The 18,829-nt window shown below is 51.1% G+C and carries 14 protein-coding genes and 1 tRNA gene; 7 read left to right on the plus strand and 8 right to left on the minus strand.

The features are described 5' to 3' along the window. The first annotated feature begins 538 nt into the window (after positions 1-538). From pntA to eutR, 6 genes are all read left to right on the plus strand, one after another. Complete coding sequence (pntA, locus tag ACMV8I_RS13890; protein ID WP_498865801.1) at positions 539-2,056, plus strand: Re/Si-specific NAD(P)(+) transhydrogenase subunit alpha; 1,518 nt, start codon at positions 539-541, stop codon at positions 2,054-2,056. A gap of 18 nt (positions 2,057-2,074) precedes the next feature. After that, positions 2,075-3,499: a Re/Si-specific NAD(P)(+) transhydrogenase subunit beta gene (gene pntB, locus ACMV8I_RS13895; RefSeq protein WP_498865849.1), complete on the plus strand. Its 1,425-nt coding sequence runs from the start codon at positions 2,075-2,077 to the stop codon at positions 3,497-3,499. A 192-nt stretch (positions 3,500-3,691) separates the two neighbouring features. Then, the gene (pta, locus tag ACMV8I_RS13900; protein WP_498865802.1) at positions 3,692-5,839 is read left to right on the plus strand and encodes a phosphate acetyltransferase; all 2,148 of its coding nucleotides are present in this window, start codon (positions 3,692-3,694) and stop codon (positions 5,837-5,839) included. 218 nt (positions 5,840-6,057) lie between these two features. Next, positions 6,058-7,203 carry an iron-containing alcohol dehydrogenase gene (locus tag ACMV8I_RS13905; RefSeq protein WP_498865803.1) on the plus strand — a complete coding sequence of 382 codons (1,146 nt, stop codon included), beginning with the start codon at positions 6,058-6,060 and terminating at the stop codon, positions 7,201-7,203. A gap of 462 nt (positions 7,204-7,665) precedes the next feature. Then, on the plus strand, positions 7,666-9,024 hold the full coding sequence (locus ACMV8I_RS13910; protein WP_498865804.1) for an aldehyde dehydrogenase family protein: 1,359 nt from the start codon (positions 7,666-7,668) through the stop codon (positions 9,022-9,024). Between the two features lie 260 nt (positions 9,025-9,284). After that, entirely contained in the window at positions 9,285-10,334 is a 1,050-nt protein-coding gene (gene eutR / locus ACMV8I_RS13915; protein WP_498865805.1) for an HTH-type transcriptional regulator EutR, read from the plus strand. A gap of 594 nt (positions 10,335-10,928) precedes the next feature. On the opposite strand, the gene ACMV8I_RS13920 is transcribed toward eutR, so the two are convergent. The 6 genes from ACMV8I_RS13920 to xerD form a co-directional block, all read right to left on the minus strand. Then, positions 10,929-11,002: transfer RNA gene (locus ACMV8I_RS13920), tRNA-Gly, on the minus strand. Between the two features lie 150 nt (positions 11,003-11,152). Further along, positions 11,153-12,682: a lysine--tRNA ligase gene (gene lysS / locus ACMV8I_RS13925; RefSeq protein ID WP_498865806.1), complete on the minus strand. Its 1,530-nt coding sequence runs from the start codon at positions 12,680-12,682 to the stop codon at positions 11,153-11,155. A gap of 9 nt (positions 12,683-12,691) precedes the next feature. After that, positions 12,692-13,790 (minus strand): peptide chain release factor 2 gene (gene prfB, locus ACMV8I_RS13930; protein ID WP_498865807.1). Its coding sequence is split into 2 segments (ribosomal slippage): positions 12,692-13,714 and positions 13,716-13,790, totalling 1,098 coding nucleotides; the frame shifts between segments, so codons are not numbered across the junction. Positions 13,791-13,932: 142 nt separating this feature from the next. Then, positions 13,933-15,666 (minus strand): single-stranded-DNA-specific exonuclease RecJ, encoded by a 1,734-nt coding sequence (gene recJ, locus ACMV8I_RS13935; protein WP_498865808.1) that lies wholly within the window; start codon positions 15,664-15,666, stop codon positions 13,933-13,935. A 6-nt stretch (positions 15,667-15,672) separates the two neighbouring features. Further along, complete coding sequence (gene dsbC / locus ACMV8I_RS13940; RefSeq protein ID WP_498865809.1) at positions 15,673-16,389, minus strand: bifunctional protein-disulfide isomerase/oxidoreductase DsbC; 717 nt, start codon at positions 16,387-16,389, stop codon at positions 15,673-15,675. A 25-nt stretch (positions 16,390-16,414) separates the two neighbouring features. Further along, positions 16,415-17,320, minus strand: a complete 906-nt coding sequence (gene xerD / locus ACMV8I_RS13945; RefSeq protein WP_498865810.1) for a site-specific tyrosine recombinase XerD — start codon at positions 17,318-17,320, stop codon at positions 16,415-16,417. Between the two features lie 85 nt (positions 17,321-17,405). Here xerD and fldB point away from each other — a divergent pair, with 85 nt between their 5' ends. Beyond that, on the plus strand, positions 17,406-17,927 hold the full coding sequence (gene fldB, locus ACMV8I_RS13950) for a flavodoxin FldB (protein WP_498865811.1): 522 nt from the start codon (positions 17,406-17,408) through the stop codon (positions 17,925-17,927). Positions 17,928-17,934: 7 nt separating this feature from the next. On the opposite strand, the gene ACMV8I_RS13955 is transcribed toward fldB, so the two are convergent. Continuing rightward, complete coding sequence (locus ACMV8I_RS13955) at positions 17,935-18,381, minus strand: protein YgfX (protein ID WP_498865812.1); 447 nt, start codon at positions 18,379-18,381, stop codon at positions 17,935-17,937. Beyond that, a complete protein-coding gene (gene sdhE, locus ACMV8I_RS13960) occupies positions 18,362-18,628 on the minus strand; it encodes an FAD assembly factor SdhE (RefSeq protein WP_498865850.1) in 267 nt (88 codons plus the stop codon). The genes ACMV8I_RS13955 and sdhE overlap by 20 nt, the downstream gene beginning before the upstream one ends. Positions 18,629-18,829 lie beyond the last annotated feature (201 nt).

Consider the following 18,829-nt stretch of genomic DNA (forward strand, 5'->3'; position numbering starts at 1 on the left):
AATTATGCCGATTGCCGGAGAAAGTGATTGGCAGTAAATATTCCATCTAAATTTTATTTATTCAAAAAGTTACAGGACATATTGAAATCAAATTAATAGTTGTGATTTTATTGTTATAAAAAAGTAATAATATATACATGAATACCTGCCGTTTAAATTCCGCATTTAAGTGATCTATTTCACTCTTTCATTTATGTTGCCGAAATTTGTTATTCCCTTTCGCAACCCGTTGTCAGAATAGCCTGCGAAACGAGAAAGGCTGTGAAATGGAAATAGAACATATTATTTACAACTTATTCGGGCAAACGCCGTCAGGGCCGACGCGTTGTAAAACCTTTACTCATGAGTGTCATTGGTCATGACATCAAACAGACTTTCAGACGAAAAATTAACAGTTAAACCGATTAGATTCTGAGTCATCAATTTATTCATTGATGTCTGTTTCAGGTGTCTATTATTTCCCGTGCTAAGCGAGGCGGTTAATAGCCATGGACATTATTTTTGAGGGAAAACGATTTTTTGGGCGATGAGGGTGCATATGAATATTGGGATACCAAAAGAACAATTAACTAATGAGGCACGCGTTGCGGCGACACCTAAAACAGTAGAACAGATGTTAACGCTGGGTTTTTCCGTGAACATTGAATCGGGTGCCGGACAAAAAGCGAGTTTTGATGATACTGCCTACCAGGCAGTTGGCGCGACGGTAGTTGATGGTATGGAAATCTGGCTGGCGGATGTGATCTTGGCCGTCAATGCGCCAAGAGACGAAGAGATAGCACTGATGCGCGCTGGGAGTACGCTTATCTGTTTTATCTGGCCAGCGCAAAATCCAGACTTATTGAAAAAACTGGCCGCTCGTCAGGTCAACGTAATGGCGATGGATTCGGTGCCGCGTATTTCACGCGCTCAGTCAATGGATGCGCTAAGTTCAATGGCCAATATTGCAGGTTATCGCGCCATTATCGAAGCGGCCCATGAATTCGGCCGTTTTTTCACGGGACAAATCACGGCAGCGGGAAAAGTTCCCCCGGCGAAAGTGGTCATTATCGGTGCTGGCGTGGCAGGACTGGCGGCCATTGGTGCAGCCGGCAGCCTCGGGGCTATCGTCCGTGCTTTTGACACGCGTCCGGAAGTGAAAGAACAGGTACAAAGCATGGGGGCTGAATTCCTCGAACTGAATTTCGAAGAAAAGGCTGGCAGCGGGGATGGCTATGCCAAAGTCATGTCCGCCGCGTTTATCAGGGCTGAGATGGCACTGTTTGCCGCCCAGGCAAAAGAGGTGGACATCATCGTCACCACGGCGTTGATCCCAGGCAAACCGGCGCCACGCTTGATCACCGCAGCGATGGTTGCCTCGATGAAGCCGGGCAGCGTGATTGTTGACTTAGCAGCTCAGAACGGCGGTAACTGCGAACTGACGGTGGCAGACCAGATAACGGTGACCGAAAATGGCGTAAGGATCATCGGCTATACCGATTTGCCAAGCCGTTTGCCGACCCAGTCTTCCCAGCTCTACGGTACCAATCTGGTTAACTTGCTAAAACTGCTCTGTAAAACGAAAAACGGCGACATCATGATCGATTTTGATGATGCGGTGATTCGGGGTGTTACGGTGGTAAAACTCGGCGAAGTGACCTGGCCGGCTCCCCCTATCAAGGTATCAGCGCAGGCTCCAGTTGTCTCCCTACCTAAATTGCCAGCCAAACCGAGCGCACCCTGGAAGAAATACCTGCTGCTGGTGGTGGTAATGGCACTATTTGGCCGGTTAGCCAATGTCGCGCCACAGGCGTTTCTATCGCATTTTACCGTTTTCGCGCTGGCCTGCGTGGTGGGTAATTACGTGGTTTGGAACGTCAGCCACGCACTGCACACCCCCTTAATGTCAGTCACCAACGCTATTTCAGGAATTATCGTGGTCGGTGCACTACTGCAGATTGGGGCCGGCGGTTGGGTCGGTACGCTGTCGTTTATCGCGGTGCTGATTGCCAGCATCAATATTTTCGGCGGATTCACCGTCACTCAGCGCATGCTGAAAATGTTCCGTAAAGGCTAAGGGAAAATCATGGTCCATATTTCGGAGGGATTAGTCACAGCGGCTTATATCGTGGCGGCCATCCTGTTTATCTTCAGCCTGGCTGGACTGTCGCAGCACGAGACATCCGTGCGGGGAAACTTTTTCGGCATTACCGGCATGGCGCTAGCCTTGTTGGCCACGGTGGCCGGATTGGGTGCCGACGCGGGTACGATGGCCCGGATCGTGGTGGCAATGGCGATCGGCGGGACGATTGGCGTTTACCTGGCCAAAAAAGTTGAGATGACCGGCATGCCTGAACTGGTGGCGATGTTGCACAGCTTTGTCGGTCTGGCGGCGGTATTAGTGGGTTATAACAGCTATCTCCACCATGAAGCCGGCGTTGATGCAGTCATGGTCAACATTCATTTAACCGAAGTGTTTCTCGGCATCTTTATCGGCGCGATCACCTTTACGGGCTCGATCGTTGCCTTCGGCAAACTGCGCGGCATCTTTTCGTCCAAAGCGCTGAAATTGCCGCAGCGACACAAGCTGAATGGGCTGGCGCTGCTGTTTTCTTTGCTGCTACTTGGGGTATTTGTCAAACCGGACATGCTTAACCTGCCGGAGAGCGTCGTGACGGCAATCGGGCCGCAGTTTTTGGCGTTGCTGGTGATGACTCTGATTGCGCTAGCGTTCGGCTGGCATCTGGTGGCGTCCATCGGCGGGGCGGATATGCCGGTGGTGATATCCATGCTTAATTCCTACTCGGGCTGGGCGGCGGCGGCGGCCGGTTTTATGCTCAATAACGATCTGTTGATCGTGACCGGCGCGTTGGTAGGCTCATCTGGTGCCATTCTCTCCTATATCATGTGTAAAGCCATGAACCGTTCGTTTATCAGCGTGATAGCCGGAGGATTCGGTTCTGACGGCGTGGCGTCCAACTCGGAGGAGGAAACCGGCGAATACAGTGAAATTACCGCCGGGGAAACGGCCGAACTGCTGAAAAACTCAGCTTCGGTGATCATCACTCCTGGCTACGGTATGGCGGTGGCGCAGGCCCAATATCCGGTAGCGGATATGACCAAAAAATTACGGGAACGCGGCATCAAAGTCCGCTTCGGTATTCATCCGGTCGCCGGACGCTTACCGGGGCACATGAACGTGCTGCTGGCAGAAGCCAAGGTTCCTTACGATATCGTCCTGGAATTGGATGAAATCAATGATGATTTCGCCGATACCGATACGGTGCTGGTCATCGGGGCAAATGATACGGTGAACCCGGCTGCTCAGGAAGATCCGCAGAGTCCGATTGCCGGCATGCCGGTACTGGAAGTCTGGAAAGCCCAGAACGTAATTGCCTTCAAACGCTCAATGAATACCGGTTATGCCGGCGTGCAAAACCCGCTGTTCTTCAAAGAGAATACGCAAATGCTGTTCGGTGACGCCAAAGCCAGCGTGGAGGCGATCCTCAAGCACCTTTAAAATACCGTTAACATTACCGGTGATTTCGGCATCACCGGTAATAAGGCGCTGTTAATTTTTTATATGGACTATTACGCCAGTTAAACCGGAGAAACAAATGTGCGCTGGATATTGATTGTCATCGTCTGGCGAAATATATCTCCTCTTATACAGCACTGATAGGCAATAGATTGATATAAAAGGGGTTTAATCATGTCCCGTATTATAATGTTAGTTCCTATCGGCCCAAGTGTCGGATTAACCAGTGTCAGTCTGGGAATAATTCACGCCATCGAACGTAAAGGCCTGCGTCTGAGCGTGTATAAACCCATTGCCCAACAGCGAGACGATGGAGTCCCAGAAGATCTTCAGGCCAATGCGGGTCTTCTCACCGCGAAACCGCTCACTGTCCAGCATGTCGAGACACTGCTAGGCACCAATCAGCAAGATCGGCTACTCGAAGAGATTGTCGCTGGCTTTTATGCACAGACCCAAGATGCGCAAGTGGTACTGGTGGAAGGTGTCGTATCAACCGGTCGCCATCAGTTCACCCATGCGTTGAACAACCAAATAGCGAAAGCACTGAATGCGGAAATTGTTTTTGTGTTATCGCCGGGCGACGATTTATCGGCGCGATTTAAAGAGCATATTGAGGTGGCGCGCATCGGCTTTGGTGGCAGTAAGAACAAAAATATCATCGGTGTCATTATTAACAAGCTGAACGCGCCGGTTGACGATCAGGGTCGTATCCGTCCTGATTTGTCTGAACTGTTTGAGCGCATTGGCAAGGACGATACACCCAATGCCGATGGTAATGCGGGATTCCTCGATAGCCCACTGCCTATATTGGGACGCATACCCTGGAACATTAGGCTTATTGCTACGCGCGCTATCGATATGGCACGACACCTGAACGCTCGCATTATCAATGAAGGTGAGATACGAACACGCCGAATCACTTCCATCACTTTCTGCGCGGCGAATCTTCCGCAGTTATTAAAACACTTTCTCCCCGGTTCATTGCTGGTCACCTCGGCCGATCGCCCAGAAGTGTTGATTGCCGTCTGTTTAGCCGCGATGAGTGGCGTCGAGATCGGTGCCATTTTGCTGACCGGCGGTAAGGAAATAACCCCAAGCGTTGCCGCACTATGCAAGAGCGCCTTCCAAACCGGGCTACCGCTATTTATGGTCGACACCCAGACCTGGCAGACTTCACTTACCCTGCAACGTTTCAGTCTGGAAGTCCCTGTGGACGATTATCAGCGGGTGGAACAAATACAGGACTACATTGCCGGTCATATCAGTACCCGCTGGATCGATTCATTGACCACCGGTTCCGGGAATTCGCGCCGCCTGTCTCCGCCGGCGTTTCGTTATCAGTTGACTGAACGGGCCCGGCAGGCCAATAAACGTATCGTGATGCCCGAAGGAGAGGAGCCACGTACGATCAAAGCGGCGGCCATCTGTGCTGAGCGCGGTATTGCACGATGTGTGTTGCTGGGTGATCCAATTGAGATCAAGCGTATTGCCGCTGCACAAGGCGTGGTACTAGGTAACGGCATCGACATTATCGATCCTGCGCTGGAACGTGAGAAATACGTGGCACAACTGGTGGCATTGCGCAAGAACAAAGGCATGACTGATGTCGTGGCACGGGAGCAGTTGGAAGACAATGTGATGCTGGGAACATTAATGTTGGCGGAAGAAACCGTTGACGGCCTGGTCTCCGGTGCCGTACATACGACGGCCAATACTCTTCGCCCAGCACTCCAACTGATTAAGACCGCGCCAGGGTGTTCCCTGATCTCATCGGTGTTTTTTATGCTGCTGCCGGATCAGGTATTGGTGTATGGCGACTGCGCCATCAATCCGGATCCGACTGCCGAACAGTTGGCGGAAATTGCGATTCAATCCGCGGATTCGGCGGCAGCGTTCGGCATTGAACCCCGTTTGGCGATGCTCTCCTACTCTACCGGCACGTCGGGTATCGGCATCGATGTGGATAAGGTGCGCGAAGCCACTCGTCTGGTTCAGGAAAAACGGCCTGATTTGCTGGTCGACGGCCCGTTGCAATACGATGCCGCCATCATGGCCGATGTGGCCCGGTCGAAAGCACCTAATTCACCGGTGGCCGGTAAAGCTACCGTATTTATCTTTCCAGATTTAAATACCGGCAATACAACCTATAAAGCCGTGCAACGCTCAGCCAATTTAGTATCTATTGGGCCGATGCTGCAGGGTATTCGTCGGCCAGTGAATGATTTATCGCGCGGGGCATTGGTGGACGACATTGTTTATACTATTGCACTGACAGCGATCCAGGCAGCGCAAAATTCATATAGGACCCAGAGTGTAAATTAATACGCTCCATTACCTAATATAACATTTGAATATTTTATTTATTCTGTGATGACTGGATGTATTAAAACCCTCTCCACCCGGTTGGGTTAATACCTTGCACCTGCATTAGCCGCTTTCGCCTAAAAAACCACCGGCGGATATTATCAGGTTGAGTATATTGGTCGATGGGAGGACACAGATAACCTTTTTTCATTTACTTAAAAAGTTAAGGATTTATCATGACAATTTCAACTTTTTCCCTGCCCCGTAATATTATTTATGGGGAAAATGCGTTGGATCATTTATCGACATTAATCGGTAAAAGAGCCGCACTGGTGACCGGCGGAAGTTCGATGAAGCGCCTGGGATTTTTAAAGCGTGCCGAGGACCTGTTAAAACAGGCAAATTTCGAATGCATCATTATTGATAATGTCGAGCCGAACCCCTCGGTTGAAACCGTACGCAAAGGTGCCGAAGCGATGCTGGCCTTCCAACCGGACTGGATTGTGGCTATTGGCGGGGGATCGGCACTGGATGCCGCCAAAGTGATGTGGTGTTTTTATGAGCATCCACACTTGAGCTTCGAGGATATTATCCCCGTAGGCTCAATGCCGCGGTTGCGTACTAAGGCACGCTTCGTGGCAATTCCCTCCACCAGCGGCAGCGGCTCTGAAATCACCTCTTTTTCGGTCATTACCGACACGGAAAACCATATTAAATACCCCATCGTCGCGGCGGATATGGTGCCAGATATCGCTATTCTTGACCCGCGTATTCCAGCAAAAATGCCACCGGGCATTACAGCCAATACCGGCATGGATGTACTCACCCATGCCATCGAGGCCTACGTTTCCACTGCCGCGACATCTTTTACCGATCCCTATGCCATTGAAGCAATTCGTTTGGTATTCGAAAATCTTGAAACCGCCTATCTACAACCGGATAATATTGTTGCCCGCTATCATATGCATAATGCCTCCGCCCTGGCTGGCATCGCCTTTACCAATGCTTCACTGGGTCTGGTCCATTCCATGGCGCATAAAATCGGCGGTGAGTTCGATATTACCCACGGATTGGCCAATGCGATTATGTTGCCCTATGTTATTCAATATAATCGCCAGTTCACCACTAAATATTGCCTGTTAGAAAAAACCCTGAGAATCAACGATCTGATGGACACAATAAAAGACCTTAATAAGCGGTTAAATATCCCCTCAATCTTAAAGGAATGTGAGGAAGTGTTCATTGAGGAGTGGAAATTCAATGCCGTGCTGGAAAGAATGAGTGAAAACGCGTGGGCAGACCCTTGTACGTTAACGAATCCCGGTCATCCCGACGTAGCGAGCATTAAAGCTCTTTATCAGCAAAGCTATTATGGAAAATAGATATTTTTGATTTCCTCCGACTTTAAGGCAAGTAAAAAAGCGTGCGGCTTGCCTAAAGAAGGTGCTTAAAGGAAATTATTATCTCAAGCCGATGTATTCAACAAAACCTCATGCATATTTAAGTTAAATTAACGGTTGTATTTATAAAACATTAACTTACTCATGTATGAGTGTTTGACATTTAAATAGCATATTTAAGTGATCTATTTCACTCTTTCATTTACGTTGCCGAAAATTGTTATTTCCTTTTACAACTCATTGCCAGAATAGTCTGCGAAACGATAGAAGCGGTGAAATGGCAATAGATCAGGTTATTTAAAGCCTCTCTGGGTAAGCAGAGTGGCTGGCCTGGTTAACGCGTTGTAAAGCATTCCACCTTTCAGAATAACCAGCGACAAACCATGCCTTTGAAGGCAATGGGGTTTGTCAGGTTTGTATAATCCCACAAGAGGGCTCGTGAATATGGAACAGCTAATAACTGAACAAGTCGTTCAGGTGCCGCAAGCCGGCGTGTTCGCCTCGCTGGACGATGCGGTTTCTGGAGCGAAACAAGCACAAAAGATGCTGAGCAGCATAGCCATGCGTCAAAAGGTGATCGGTGCTATCCGCCAGGCCGGAGAACGGTATGCGCAGGTGCTTGCGGAGATGGCGGTTGCCGAAACAGGCATGGGGCGCGTAGCCGACAAATACGCCAAGAATGTGTCGCAGGCGCGCGGTACACCGGGCATGGAATGCCTGTCGGCCGAAGTGCTGACCGGTGACAATGGACTGACTCTGATTGAGAACGCCCCCTGGGGCGTAGTGGCATCAGTAACGCCTTCCACTAATCCTGCGGCAACCATTATCAATAATGCAATCAGTATGATTGCCGCCGGTAATAGCGTAGTTTTTGCGCCACACCCGTCAGCCAAAAAAGTGTCTCTGCATACTATCAGTTTGCTAAATACCGCCATTGTGGCGATAGGTGGACCGAGGAACCTGTTGGTAACCGTGGAAAATCCCGACATTGAAACGGCACAGCGGCTGTTTAAATACCCCGGTATCGGTCTGTTAGTGGTAACCGGCGGTGAAGCAGTAGTGGAAGCAGCGCGTAAGCACACTGATAAGCGACTCATCGCGGCAGGCTCAGGTAATCCGCCGGTAGTCGTGGATGAAACGGCAGATATCTGGCGTGCCGCGCGCGACATCGTGAAAGGCGCGTCTTTTGATAACAACATCATCTGCGCCGATGAAAAGGTGTTGATTGTGGTTGATAGCGTGGCAGATGAGCTGTTAGCGGAAATGCAGCGCGCGGGCGCCGTTTTACTCAACGACGAGCAAACGCGCCAACTGTTGCCAGTGTTATTGTCGGATATTGACGCTAATGGGAAAGGTAATGTCAGCCGTAATTGGGTTGGCCGCGATGCGGCGAAAATTGCAGCGACCATAGGCCTCAACGTTGACGTCGATACCCGTTTATTACTCGCTGAAACCGACGGGGCACATCCATTTGCCGTTACCGAGATGATGATGCCCGTATTAGCAGTGGTGCGGGTCAAGGACGTGAACAAGGCCATTGAGCTGGCGGTGAAACTAGAAGGCGGCCGTCATCATACCGCCGCGCTTCACTCCACTAATATCAACAACATGAATCAAATGGCAAACGCCGTTGATACCAGCATCTTCGTAAAAAATGGTCCGTGTATCGCCGGTCTTGGACTAGGCGGTGAAGGCTGGACGTCGATGACCATCTCGACGCCGACAGGCGAAGGGGTAACCTCGGCACGTACGTTTGTCCGCCTGCGTCGCTGTGTCATGGTCGGTATGTTCCGAATCGTGTAATGGGATACTGGACACATTGACCGTGGCAGACACCTGATAGGGGTGGGAAAAAAATACCGCTATATTATGTAGAGGGATCTGGCACTGACGACGTGGTATTGATGATAAGTATCATCGAAATCACGTCAATTTTCCGTCACATGATATAGAGTCTGGGTATTGCGCCCTTCGGCCACAATCGGGTGTTGTCTATCGTCAGGGCTGTCGCCGCACAGTTATATAAATGACAAGCCAAAACGTCCCCCTGCGAGGTAAAACGAATGTTTTTGCTCGAAGAAGATGAAAATATACATCACTATTTTACTCAAGATGTCTATGCACAATCCTGTGCCATTACGGCTTGGCAACAACTTTACGATCAAATTCATCCCGGAAACTTTCAGGGTGAATTAACGGAGATCCTCTTCGACGGTGTTCAGTTATGCTCTGAATACACTAGCCTGGCGTTACGACAGTCTTGTATGGTGCAGCCAGAGTCGTTTTGGTTAGGTATTCCCGCCCCGCATCGCGCCATAGGGTTTATCGGTTCGGAGCCCATAGACGAAAACTGTCTCGCCGTAAGCGCCGGCGGTGAAGAATTTGAACTGAATACGCCTGACGAATACGAGATCATGGGTATGGTGATTTCGTATGACACCCTGTTTCAGAATACCGATATGCTGGTGGATCAGGAGCAGATCCTCCAGTTATTGAGTCAGCAGTCGGCACTGATGGTGGAGCCGCACAAAAAAGCGGCCTTATGCCATTTGGTGCAGCAAATACTTTGGCATGGAAGTGCCGATCCAAAACGAATACAGTGCGGCAACACCGGCAAATTCATCAAACACAACCTGCTGATGACGCTGCTGGCAGTGCTGGAAAATGCGCATCCGCTACCTTCCCAAATTCCGGGTAGAAAAATCAGCTACCGACGGTTGGTGACTCGCGCTCGAGAATACGTGCTCGATCGAACCTCAGAGCCGGTGACGGTCCTTGATTTGTGCCGGGAACTGTACGTCAGTCGCCGGACCTTACAGAACGCTTTTTGCGAGGTGGTAGGCGTCGGCCCGAACTCTTGGTTGAAAATGATCCGCCTTAATGCAGTACATCGCGAACTCATTAGCCCTTTTTCCCGCTGCCGCAACGTCACGGATGCCGCCATGTACTGGGGATTCTGGCATTTAAGCCAGTTCGCCACCGATTATCAATTGTTATTCAATGAAAAACCATCAGCGACGCTGCGCTTGCGGCATCAATCATCGGGCAGCGCCCGCAATGCACCATTAATGTTGAATTCAGACATTCCTCTGGACTCACTAATGGCACGATAGACGCTTAATTCTTTGTCTAACAGGCCAAGGGATTTCCTGCATCAGGCATCATTCACGTATGGGGATCGGTACAGCTTATTTACGGAAGTTAACCATGACGACATCGACAGCTGTAAAAATACGCCTCATCAGGCAATCTGCATACTTTCTCGCGTACCTGCCCGCATCATTTTGTCTAATGCTCGGATCATTCCCATCGCGTGGATCTAAGTTTCATCGCTTAGCCATTCATTCAGGCAAAACCGTCTAAGAACGATCTGGCAACGTCCTTTGCTGCCGGGTTGATGCGAAGTGGCACACTGAATTTGGCCACCTGAATAGAGGTGATATCATCGCCTCATAGTCAAAACAGGTGACATGATGACCGGACGTAACAGACGCAATTTTAGCCCCGAGTTTCGCCTCGAAGCTGCACAGCTTGTACTCGATCAGGCGCTTAACCAAGTGTCCATGTCCCCTTGATATACGCATTACTATACAGCTGAGTGTGTAGATTTAACCAGAACCATGTAGCGCTTGAGATAAGAGAAATAGCGTGTAAGGCTGGTAGAATCAGGCTTTAGGAGGGGTCGGTGAACTTGAGACAGGCTCATTTGGAGCGGGTGAAGGGAATCGAACCCTCGTATGCAGCTTGGGAAGCTGCCGTTCTACCATTGAACTACACCCGCATCGGTGTGCGAGGTGCATTATAACGGGTTACGACCGCTGAGCAAGGCGTGATTGTGGATAAGCGCTGGAGTTTTAAGCAGTTAGCATGTGACGTGATCCTGAACATGAAAAAGGGCGCCTAAGCGCCCTTTTATGATTTTTATTGAGGCTTATTTCTGTGTCTGCGGACGCATCGCCGGGAACAGGATAACGTCGCGGATGGTGTGGCTGTTGGTGAACAGCATAACCATACGGTCGATACCAATACCGAGACCCGCGGTCGGTGGCAGGCCGTGTTCCAGCGCCGTCACGTAGTCTTCGTCATAGAACATCGCTTCGTCGTCGCCTGCATCTTTCGCAGAAACCTGATCGGCAAAGCGCTGTGCCTGATCTTCTGCGTCGTTCAGCTCGGAGAAACCGTTACCGATTTCACGGCCGCCGATGAAGAACTCGAAGCGGTCTGTGATTTCTGGATTTTCATCATTACGACGTGCCAGCGGTGAAACTTCTGCCGGGTATTCGGTGATGAAAGTAGGCTGAATCAGTTGCGCTTCGGCGGTTTCTTCGAAGATCTCCGTCACGATACGACCCAGGCCCCAGCTCTTTTCGATTTTAATGCCGATGGATTCTGCAATCGCCGTCGCTTTCGCCAGGTCGTCGAGATCGGCCACGTTAGTTTCTGGACGGTATTTGCAAATCGCGTCACGCATCGTTAACTTGGCGAACGGTTTGCCGAAATCAAACGTCTGCTCGCCGTACTGCACAATGCTGCTGCCCAGAACGTTTTCTGTCAGCGTGCGGAACAGCGTTTCGGTCAGTACGATGAGGTCTTTGTAATCCGCATACGCCATATAGAGTTCCATCATCGTGAACTCTGGGTTATGCCGCGGAGAAACGCCTTCGTTACGGAAGTTACGGTTGATCTCGAATACGCGATCAAAACCACCCACCACCAGACGCTTCAGATACAGTTCCGGCGCGATACGCAAGTACATGTCGATATCGAGCGCGTTGTGATGCGTGATGAACGGACGCGCCGCAGCACCGCCTGGGATCACCTGCATCATTGGGGTTTCGACTTCCATGAAGCCGTTTTCCACCATGAAGCTGCGAATACCGGCCATGATTTGTGAACGAATTTTGAACGTCTTGCGTGATTCATCGTTGGCGATCAGATCAAGATAACGCTGGCGATAGCGGGTTTCCTGATCGGCCAGGCCGTGGAACTTATCCGGCAACGGACGCAGCGCTTTGGTCAGCAGACGCAGTTCAGAACAGTGGATCGACAGTTCGCCGGTCTTGGTTTTAAACAATTTGCCGCGTGCGCCCAGGATGTCACCCAGATCCCACTTCTTGAACTGTTCGTTGTAAACGCCTTCGGCCAGATCGTCACGGGAAACGTAAAGCTGGATACGTCCACCCATGTCCTGCAAGGTCACGAAAGAAGCTTTACCCATGATACGGCGGGTCATCATTCGGCCACCGACGGTGACTTCAATGCCTAAATCTTCCAGCTCTTCGTTCTCTTTGCTGTCATATTTGGCATGAATTTCGTCAGAAATACTGTCACGACGGAAATCATTAGGAAAAGCGTTGCCGGTTTCGCGCAAGGCGGCCAGCTTCTCACGACGGGCTTTCAGCTCGTTGTTAAGATCCGGCACATGTTCTGCGCCCTGCACTTTTGGTTGCTGTTCAGACATTTTGGTTCCTTATAACCCGGCTTTCAAACTGGCTTCGATGAATTTATCCAGGTCGCCATCCAAAACGGCCTGCGTATTTCGTGTCTCAACACCGGTGCGCAGATCTTTAATACGCGCATCATCGAGCACGTATGAACGGATCTGACTGCCCCAGCCGATATCAGACTTATTGTCTTCCAGTTGTTGCTTATCAGCATTTTTCTTTTGCATCTCATACTCATAAAGCTTGGCTTTCATCTGCTTCATGGCCTGATCTTTGTTCTTATGCTGTGAGCGGTCGTTCTGGCACTGGGTCACAATGTTGGTTGGAAGGTGGGTAATACGCACCGCAGATTCCGTTTTGTTGACGTGCTGACCGCCCGCACCTGACGCGCGGTAGACGTCGATTCGCAGATCGGCAGGGTTGATTTCAATCGCAATGTCGTCGTCCACTTCAGGGTACACAAACGCGGAACTGAACGAAGTATGGCGACGACCGCCGGAGTCGAACGGGCTCTTACGCACCAGACGGTGAACGCCGGTTTCCGTACGCAGCCAGCCGAAGGCATAGTCACCAATGATTTTGATAGTGGCAGATTTCAGGCCTGCGACTTCGCCGTCAGACTCTTCAATCACTTCCGTTTTGAAGCCTTTAGCTTCAGCCCAGCGCAGGTACATACGCAGCAACATGCTGGCCCAGTCCTGTGCTTCTGTCCCGCCTGAACCGGCCTGAATATCCAGATAGCAACTGGCGCTGTCATATTCGCCGGAGAACATACGGCGGAATTCAAGCTGTTCAAGTTTGGCCGTCAGAACATCGAGTTCTTCAAGGGCTTCATTGAAAGTCTCTTCGTCGTCAGCTTCAATCGCCAGTTCCAGCAGACCGGATACATCATCGCGGCCCTGGGTCAGTTGGTCGATGGTTTCGACGATAGCTTCCAGCGTGGAACGCTCTTTACCCAGCGCCTGTGCGCGTTCAGGTTCATTCCAGACATCCGGCTGTTCGAGCTCGGCGTTTACTTCTTCGAGACGTTCTTTCTTGGCATCATAGTCAAAGATACCCCCTGAGGACGTCAGTCCGCTCGGTCAGGTCCTGAATGCGGTTTTTTACCGGATTAATTTCAAACATATTTTTTCGCGTCTTACGTTGATTCGGAGCTGGCCCAATGCCATTCGAACCGCTAATTCTAACGGAATTAGCGGTGGGTTTATAGCAAGTTGCCGTTTTTTTAGCGCCGTTTATTTATCTTTGCCACCAGAGATCAAGAGGCTTATTTCGGCCATAAATGCTGAATGATTAACTGAACGCTGCGGTTACCGCGATATTCGTTAATATCCAAACGGTAAGCCAGTTCAACTTCACGCACGCTGCTGTCCGGCCAGAAGGTCGGATCGATGTTAAACGCAATACCGTCAAGCAGCGGCCCACCATCAATAGGTTCAATCATCAGCTTCAAATGACGTTCTTTGAGCAGTTTCTGCTGCAGAATACGAAACCGGCCATCAAAGGTCGGCTCAGGGAAAGCTTGCCCCCAAGGGCCACCGTCACGCAGCATTTCTGCAGTCTCTACTGTCAGCTCTTTACCGGCCAGTTCACCGTCAGACCAGACGATCCCCTCCAGATGCGAAGGATCCAGCCATTCGCCCACCAGCTCAGCAAAGCGGGCGCGGAATTCATCAAATTTGGCCTCTTCAAGCGACAACCCCGCCGCCATGGCATGCCCGCCAAATTTCATCATCAACCCAGGATTGAGCGTATCGATACGCTCCAGCGCGTCGCGCATATGTAAACCAGCAATCGAACGGCCCGACCCCTTAAGAATACCCTCACCGGCTGGGGCAAAAGCAATCACCGGTCGGTTGAAGCGTTCTTTCAGGCGGGAGGCCAGAATACCGACCACGCCCTGGTGCCACTCAGGGTGATACATCGCCAGTCCGTAAGGCAGTTCGTCACTGCTGCTTTCCAGCTTGTCACACAAAGCCAGCGCCTCAACCTGCATTCCCTGCTCGATTTCACGGCGGGTCTGATTCAGCGCATCCAGATCGCTGGCCAGAGCGCGGGCCTGCGCGATGTCCTCACTGAGCAGCAGCGCCACGCCGATCGACATATCATCCAGACGCCCGGCAGCATTCAAACGCGGGCCAAGCGCAAAGCCTAAATCGCTGGCACCAAGTGTGCGCGCCTCGCGGTTGGCGACTTCCAGCAATGCGCGAATACCCGGACGGCATTTTCCCGCACGAATGCGGTTCAATCCCTGATAGACCAGAATACGGTTGTTGGCATCGAGCGGCACGACGTCAGCTACGGTGCCGAGTGCCACTAAATCTAGCCATTCGGCCAGGTTGGGGATCGGCAGTCCTTTCTCTTCGAACCAGCCACTTTTATGCAGCGCGGCACGCAGTGCCAGCATTAAGTAGAACGCCACTCCGACCCCCGCCAGTGACTTGGAAGGGAACTGGCAGCCGTGCAGGTTAGGGTTGATGATGGCTTCGGCGGCTGGCAGCGTATCGCCCGGTAAGTGGTGGTCAGTGACCAGCACCTGAATACCCATCTCGTGCGCGAGGTCCACACCAGCGTGCGAAGAAATGCCGTTATCAACCGTCAGGATCAGTTCAGCGCCCCGCGCAGCAGCCTGTTCGACGACTTGCGGGCTGAGACCATAACCGTCGTCAAAACGGTTGGGCACCAGGTAATTAACTTCGCTGCACCCCATGCTACGCAGGGAGAGTACAGTCAGCGCGGTACTGGTCGCGCCGTCAGCATCGAAATCTCCTACCACGATAATACGCAGACGATCGCGCAGGGCTTTTTTCAGCAGGTCCACGGCAGTATTCATACCATCGAGCAGCTCATAACCGAGCAGCCCACGCACGCTGCGTTCCAGCTCTTGCGGGCCCTGCACACCACGCGCGGCATATAACCGTCGCAACAAAGGAGAGAGTTCGGCCGGAAGGGAAGCGCCGTCAGCAGCCTTACGGCGGCGAAGTTGAGTCAGCAAAGTCACGTAAAATCAACCACCGGTTTTGTTTGAAACATCCTGAGCATCGAGCATCGCCGCCATCTCTTTCGGCGGCTGATAGCCCGGTATCATCGTGCCATTTTCCAGCACGATAGCCGGGGTCCCGGACACGCCAAATTGCACGCCCAGTTCAAAATGTTTGGCAATATTGGTTTTGCAGCTGGCAGGCGATATGTCATCACCACGCATGGCGGCATCGAGAGACTGCTTACGGTTGCCGGTGCACCAGATGGACTGCATGTCTTTTTCTGTTTTAGAGTTCAGACCCTGACGCGGGAACGCCAGATAACGCACGGTAATACCGAGATCGTTATAATCCTGCATCTGTTGATGCAGTTTGTGGCAATAGCCGCAGGTGATATCAGTGAACACGGTGATCACGTGCTTTTCGTTTTTAGCTTTGTAGATGATCATCTCGCTTTTTAGCGCATCAAGCTTAGTGATCAACGTTTTATTCGTCACGTTTACTGGCTGCGCGCCGCTGACGTCATACATCGGGCCTTGCAACACGTGTTTACCATCGTCGGTGATGTAAACCACACCGCTCTCCGTCGTCACCGCTTTGAGGCCAGCAACGGGAGACGTATGAACCTCGGCATTTTTCATGCCCAGCTTGTCTAGGGTTCCCTGGAGCGCCGTATCGTCAGCCTGAGCAGTGGAGCTAATACACGCGGCCAGTAACGTTAACAGCATTAAACCTTTTTTCATCATTGCGTCCTTTATCTCTCCGCACTTAGGCACGGGGATGATGTTGTTGATGCAGCAGCCTGAGCCTTTCAGTCGCTACATGGGTATAAATTTGAGTGGTCGATAAATCACTGTGACCCAATAACATTTGTACAACACGCAGGTCTGCCCCATGGTTCAGTAAATGGGTGGCAAAAGCGTGGCGTAACACGTGGGGAGACAGCCGTTCAGCATCAATATTGGCAAGGATCGCATAGTGTTTGATGCGATGCCAGAAAGTCTGCCGGGTCATTTTCTGCACGCGACTGCTGGGAAACACGATATCCAGCGACGCACCGTTAAGCAGCCATGGGCGTCCGTGCTCAAAATAATACTCGATCCAATACACGGCTTCTTCGCCGAGCGGCACCAGCCGTTCTTTATCGCCTTTACCGATAACCCGCACTACACCCTGGCGCAAGCTAAGATCGCTGAGCGTCAGCCCGACCAGTTCAGATACGCGCAATCCGGTGGCATACAGCAGCTCAAGCATCGCTTTGTCGCGCAGTTCAAGGGGGATATCTATGCTGGGTGACGCCAAAAGCGCATCGACCTGCGCCTCACTAAGATCTTTGGGTAAACGCTGCGGCAGTTTCGGTGAAGATAACAACGCGGTCGGATCATCGTGGCGCAAAGATTCACGATTCATATACTGAAAAAGACGACGCATCGCGCTGAGCAGACGGGCTGAACTGGTGGCTTTGTAACCGCCTTCTACTCTTTCTGCGAGGAAAGATTGCAGGCCATCGGCCTGGACATGCAGCAAGTCAGTTTCATGATGGTGCAGCCATCCCAGCAGCGATTTTAAATCCTGACGGTAGGACGCCAGCGTGTTTTCGGCGAGGTTACGCTCGATCCATAGCGTATCCAGAAACTGCTCACAGAGAGCTTTATCATCATCGGCATCAGGCACGTGGATTCCTTATTTCATTCAAACGCTGTTTCATTAGGTATAGAATGCACCCCATTCACATTATTATGACATTACGGCAATAAGCATGAAAATTGGTCTTTTTTACGGCTCAAGCACCTGTTATACCGAAATGGCAGCGGAAAAAATCCGCGAGATCCTCGGTGAAGAGCTGGTCGATTTACACAATTTAAAAGATGTCGATCCGGTCAAAATGGAAGAGTATGACATTCTGATCCTCGGCATTCCCACCTGGGATTTCGGCGAAATTCAAGAAGATTGGGAAGCGGTGTGGGATAAGCTCCCGACTCTGAATTTGCACGATAAAATCATCGCCATGTATGGCATGGGCGATCAACTGGGTTACGGTGAATGGTTCCTCGATGCACTTGGCATGTTATATGACCGATTAATGCCGCTTGGCGTACAGTTCATCGGTTTTTGGCCCATCGAAGGCTTCGAATTCACCAGCCCTAAACCACTGAGTCCGGATGGCAAACACTTTGTCGGGCTCGCGCTCGATGAGGTTAACCAATACGATCTCAGCGAAGAACGCCTGCAAGCGTGGTGCGACCAAATCCTGCTGGAGATGGACGCTTTACTGGGCTAAAACGACGTCAGTGGATCTCTTTCTCGGGTTGCGCATTCAGTAATAGCTGGCGCAACCGCCGCCACTCGTCTTGATTCATACTGTCGGATGCCAGCCATAACTTCTTTCGCGAGCTGCGCATCACCTGACGTAGTCCACCTTTGCGCTTCTCGCGTTGCAAAGACAGTAATATCCCGCTGTCGATCATCCAGACCGGCTTTTTGATCACCCACTCTTGTTGCTGCCAAATCAGTCTATTGCAGTCGATCAGACTTATCTCGCCGTGCCGCGAGGTGATCCGCCGTTGGCTGCGGATGCACTCGAATATAACCAGCAGCAGCAGCGTCATCCATACTGGCCAATAGCCTGCGGGCCATGGCGCGAGCAGAATCGTCAGCATTATTCCGCCGTGAATACCCAGCGATATGAGCTGACTGCGCCATGAAACCCGTAAATCACATTGCCACAGGGCCACGGTCTTTATTTCGCTTCTGAATGAGAGCCACCATGCGCTGTAATTCGACGTCCTGAGGTTCGCCGTGATTCATCAACCAGTTAAATAAATCCGGATCGTCGCAGGTAAGCAGACGCGCAAACAGTGCCTTGTCAGTGTCATCAAGGCTGTCATATTCGTGTTCGAAAAACGGCATGATGGAGATATCCAGCTCACGCATACCGCGACGGCATGCCCAGTGAATACGGGATCTGTTATGAATGTCCAGTTGGGTTTTGCTTTCCATAAACTGACTCTTTTTTAGGTACATTGATAATGTTTTTTATCGGTTGGGGAGGATTCTAGCAGCCCACGAGTCCTGCGCGTAACCTTTACATGCCCCGATGTTCACTTCTCCATCACGTATCTCAAAATGTCAGGGTATTTTCATGTATCAAAGTGATTGGCTGCGAGGCATCCCGTAAATGGC

Origin of the sequence: Ewingella sp. S1.OA.A_B6, from assembly GCF_049889095.1 — a bacterium.
Classification (GTDB): Bacteria; Pseudomonadota; Gammaproteobacteria; order Enterobacterales; family Enterobacteriaceae; genus Ewingella.

Bases quoted from the DNA above. Each gene is read 5' to 3' on its own strand.
- ACMV8I_RS13910 (WP_498865804.1), top strand. From the start codon at position 7,666: ATGGAACAGCTAATAACTGAACAAGTCGTTCAGGTGCCGCAAGCCGGC.
- eutR (WP_498865805.1), top strand. From the start codon at position 9,285: ATGTTTTTGCTCGAAGAAGATGAAAATATACATCACTATTTTACTCAA.
- pta (WP_498865802.1), top strand. From the start codon at position 3,692: ATGTCCCGTATTATAATGTTAGTTCCTATCGGCCCAAGTGTCGGATTA.
- ACMV8I_RS13905 (WP_498865803.1), top strand. From the start codon at position 6,058: ATGACAATTTCAACTTTTTCCCTGCCCCGTAATATTATTTATGGGGAA.
- dsbC (WP_498865809.1), bottom strand. From the start codon at position 16,389: ATGAAAAAAGGTTTAATGCTGTTAACGTTACTGGCCGCGTGTATTAGC.
- pntA (WP_498865801.1), top strand. From the start codon at position 539: ATGAATATTGGGATACCAAAAGAACAATTAACTAATGAGGCACGCGTT.
- fldB (WP_498865811.1), top strand. From the start codon at position 17,406: ATGAAAATTGGTCTTTTTTACGGCTCAAGCACCTGTTATACCGAAATG.
- lysS (WP_498865806.1), bottom strand. From the start codon at position 12,682: ATGTCTGAACAGCAACCAAAAGTGCAGGGCGCAGAACATGTGCCGGAT.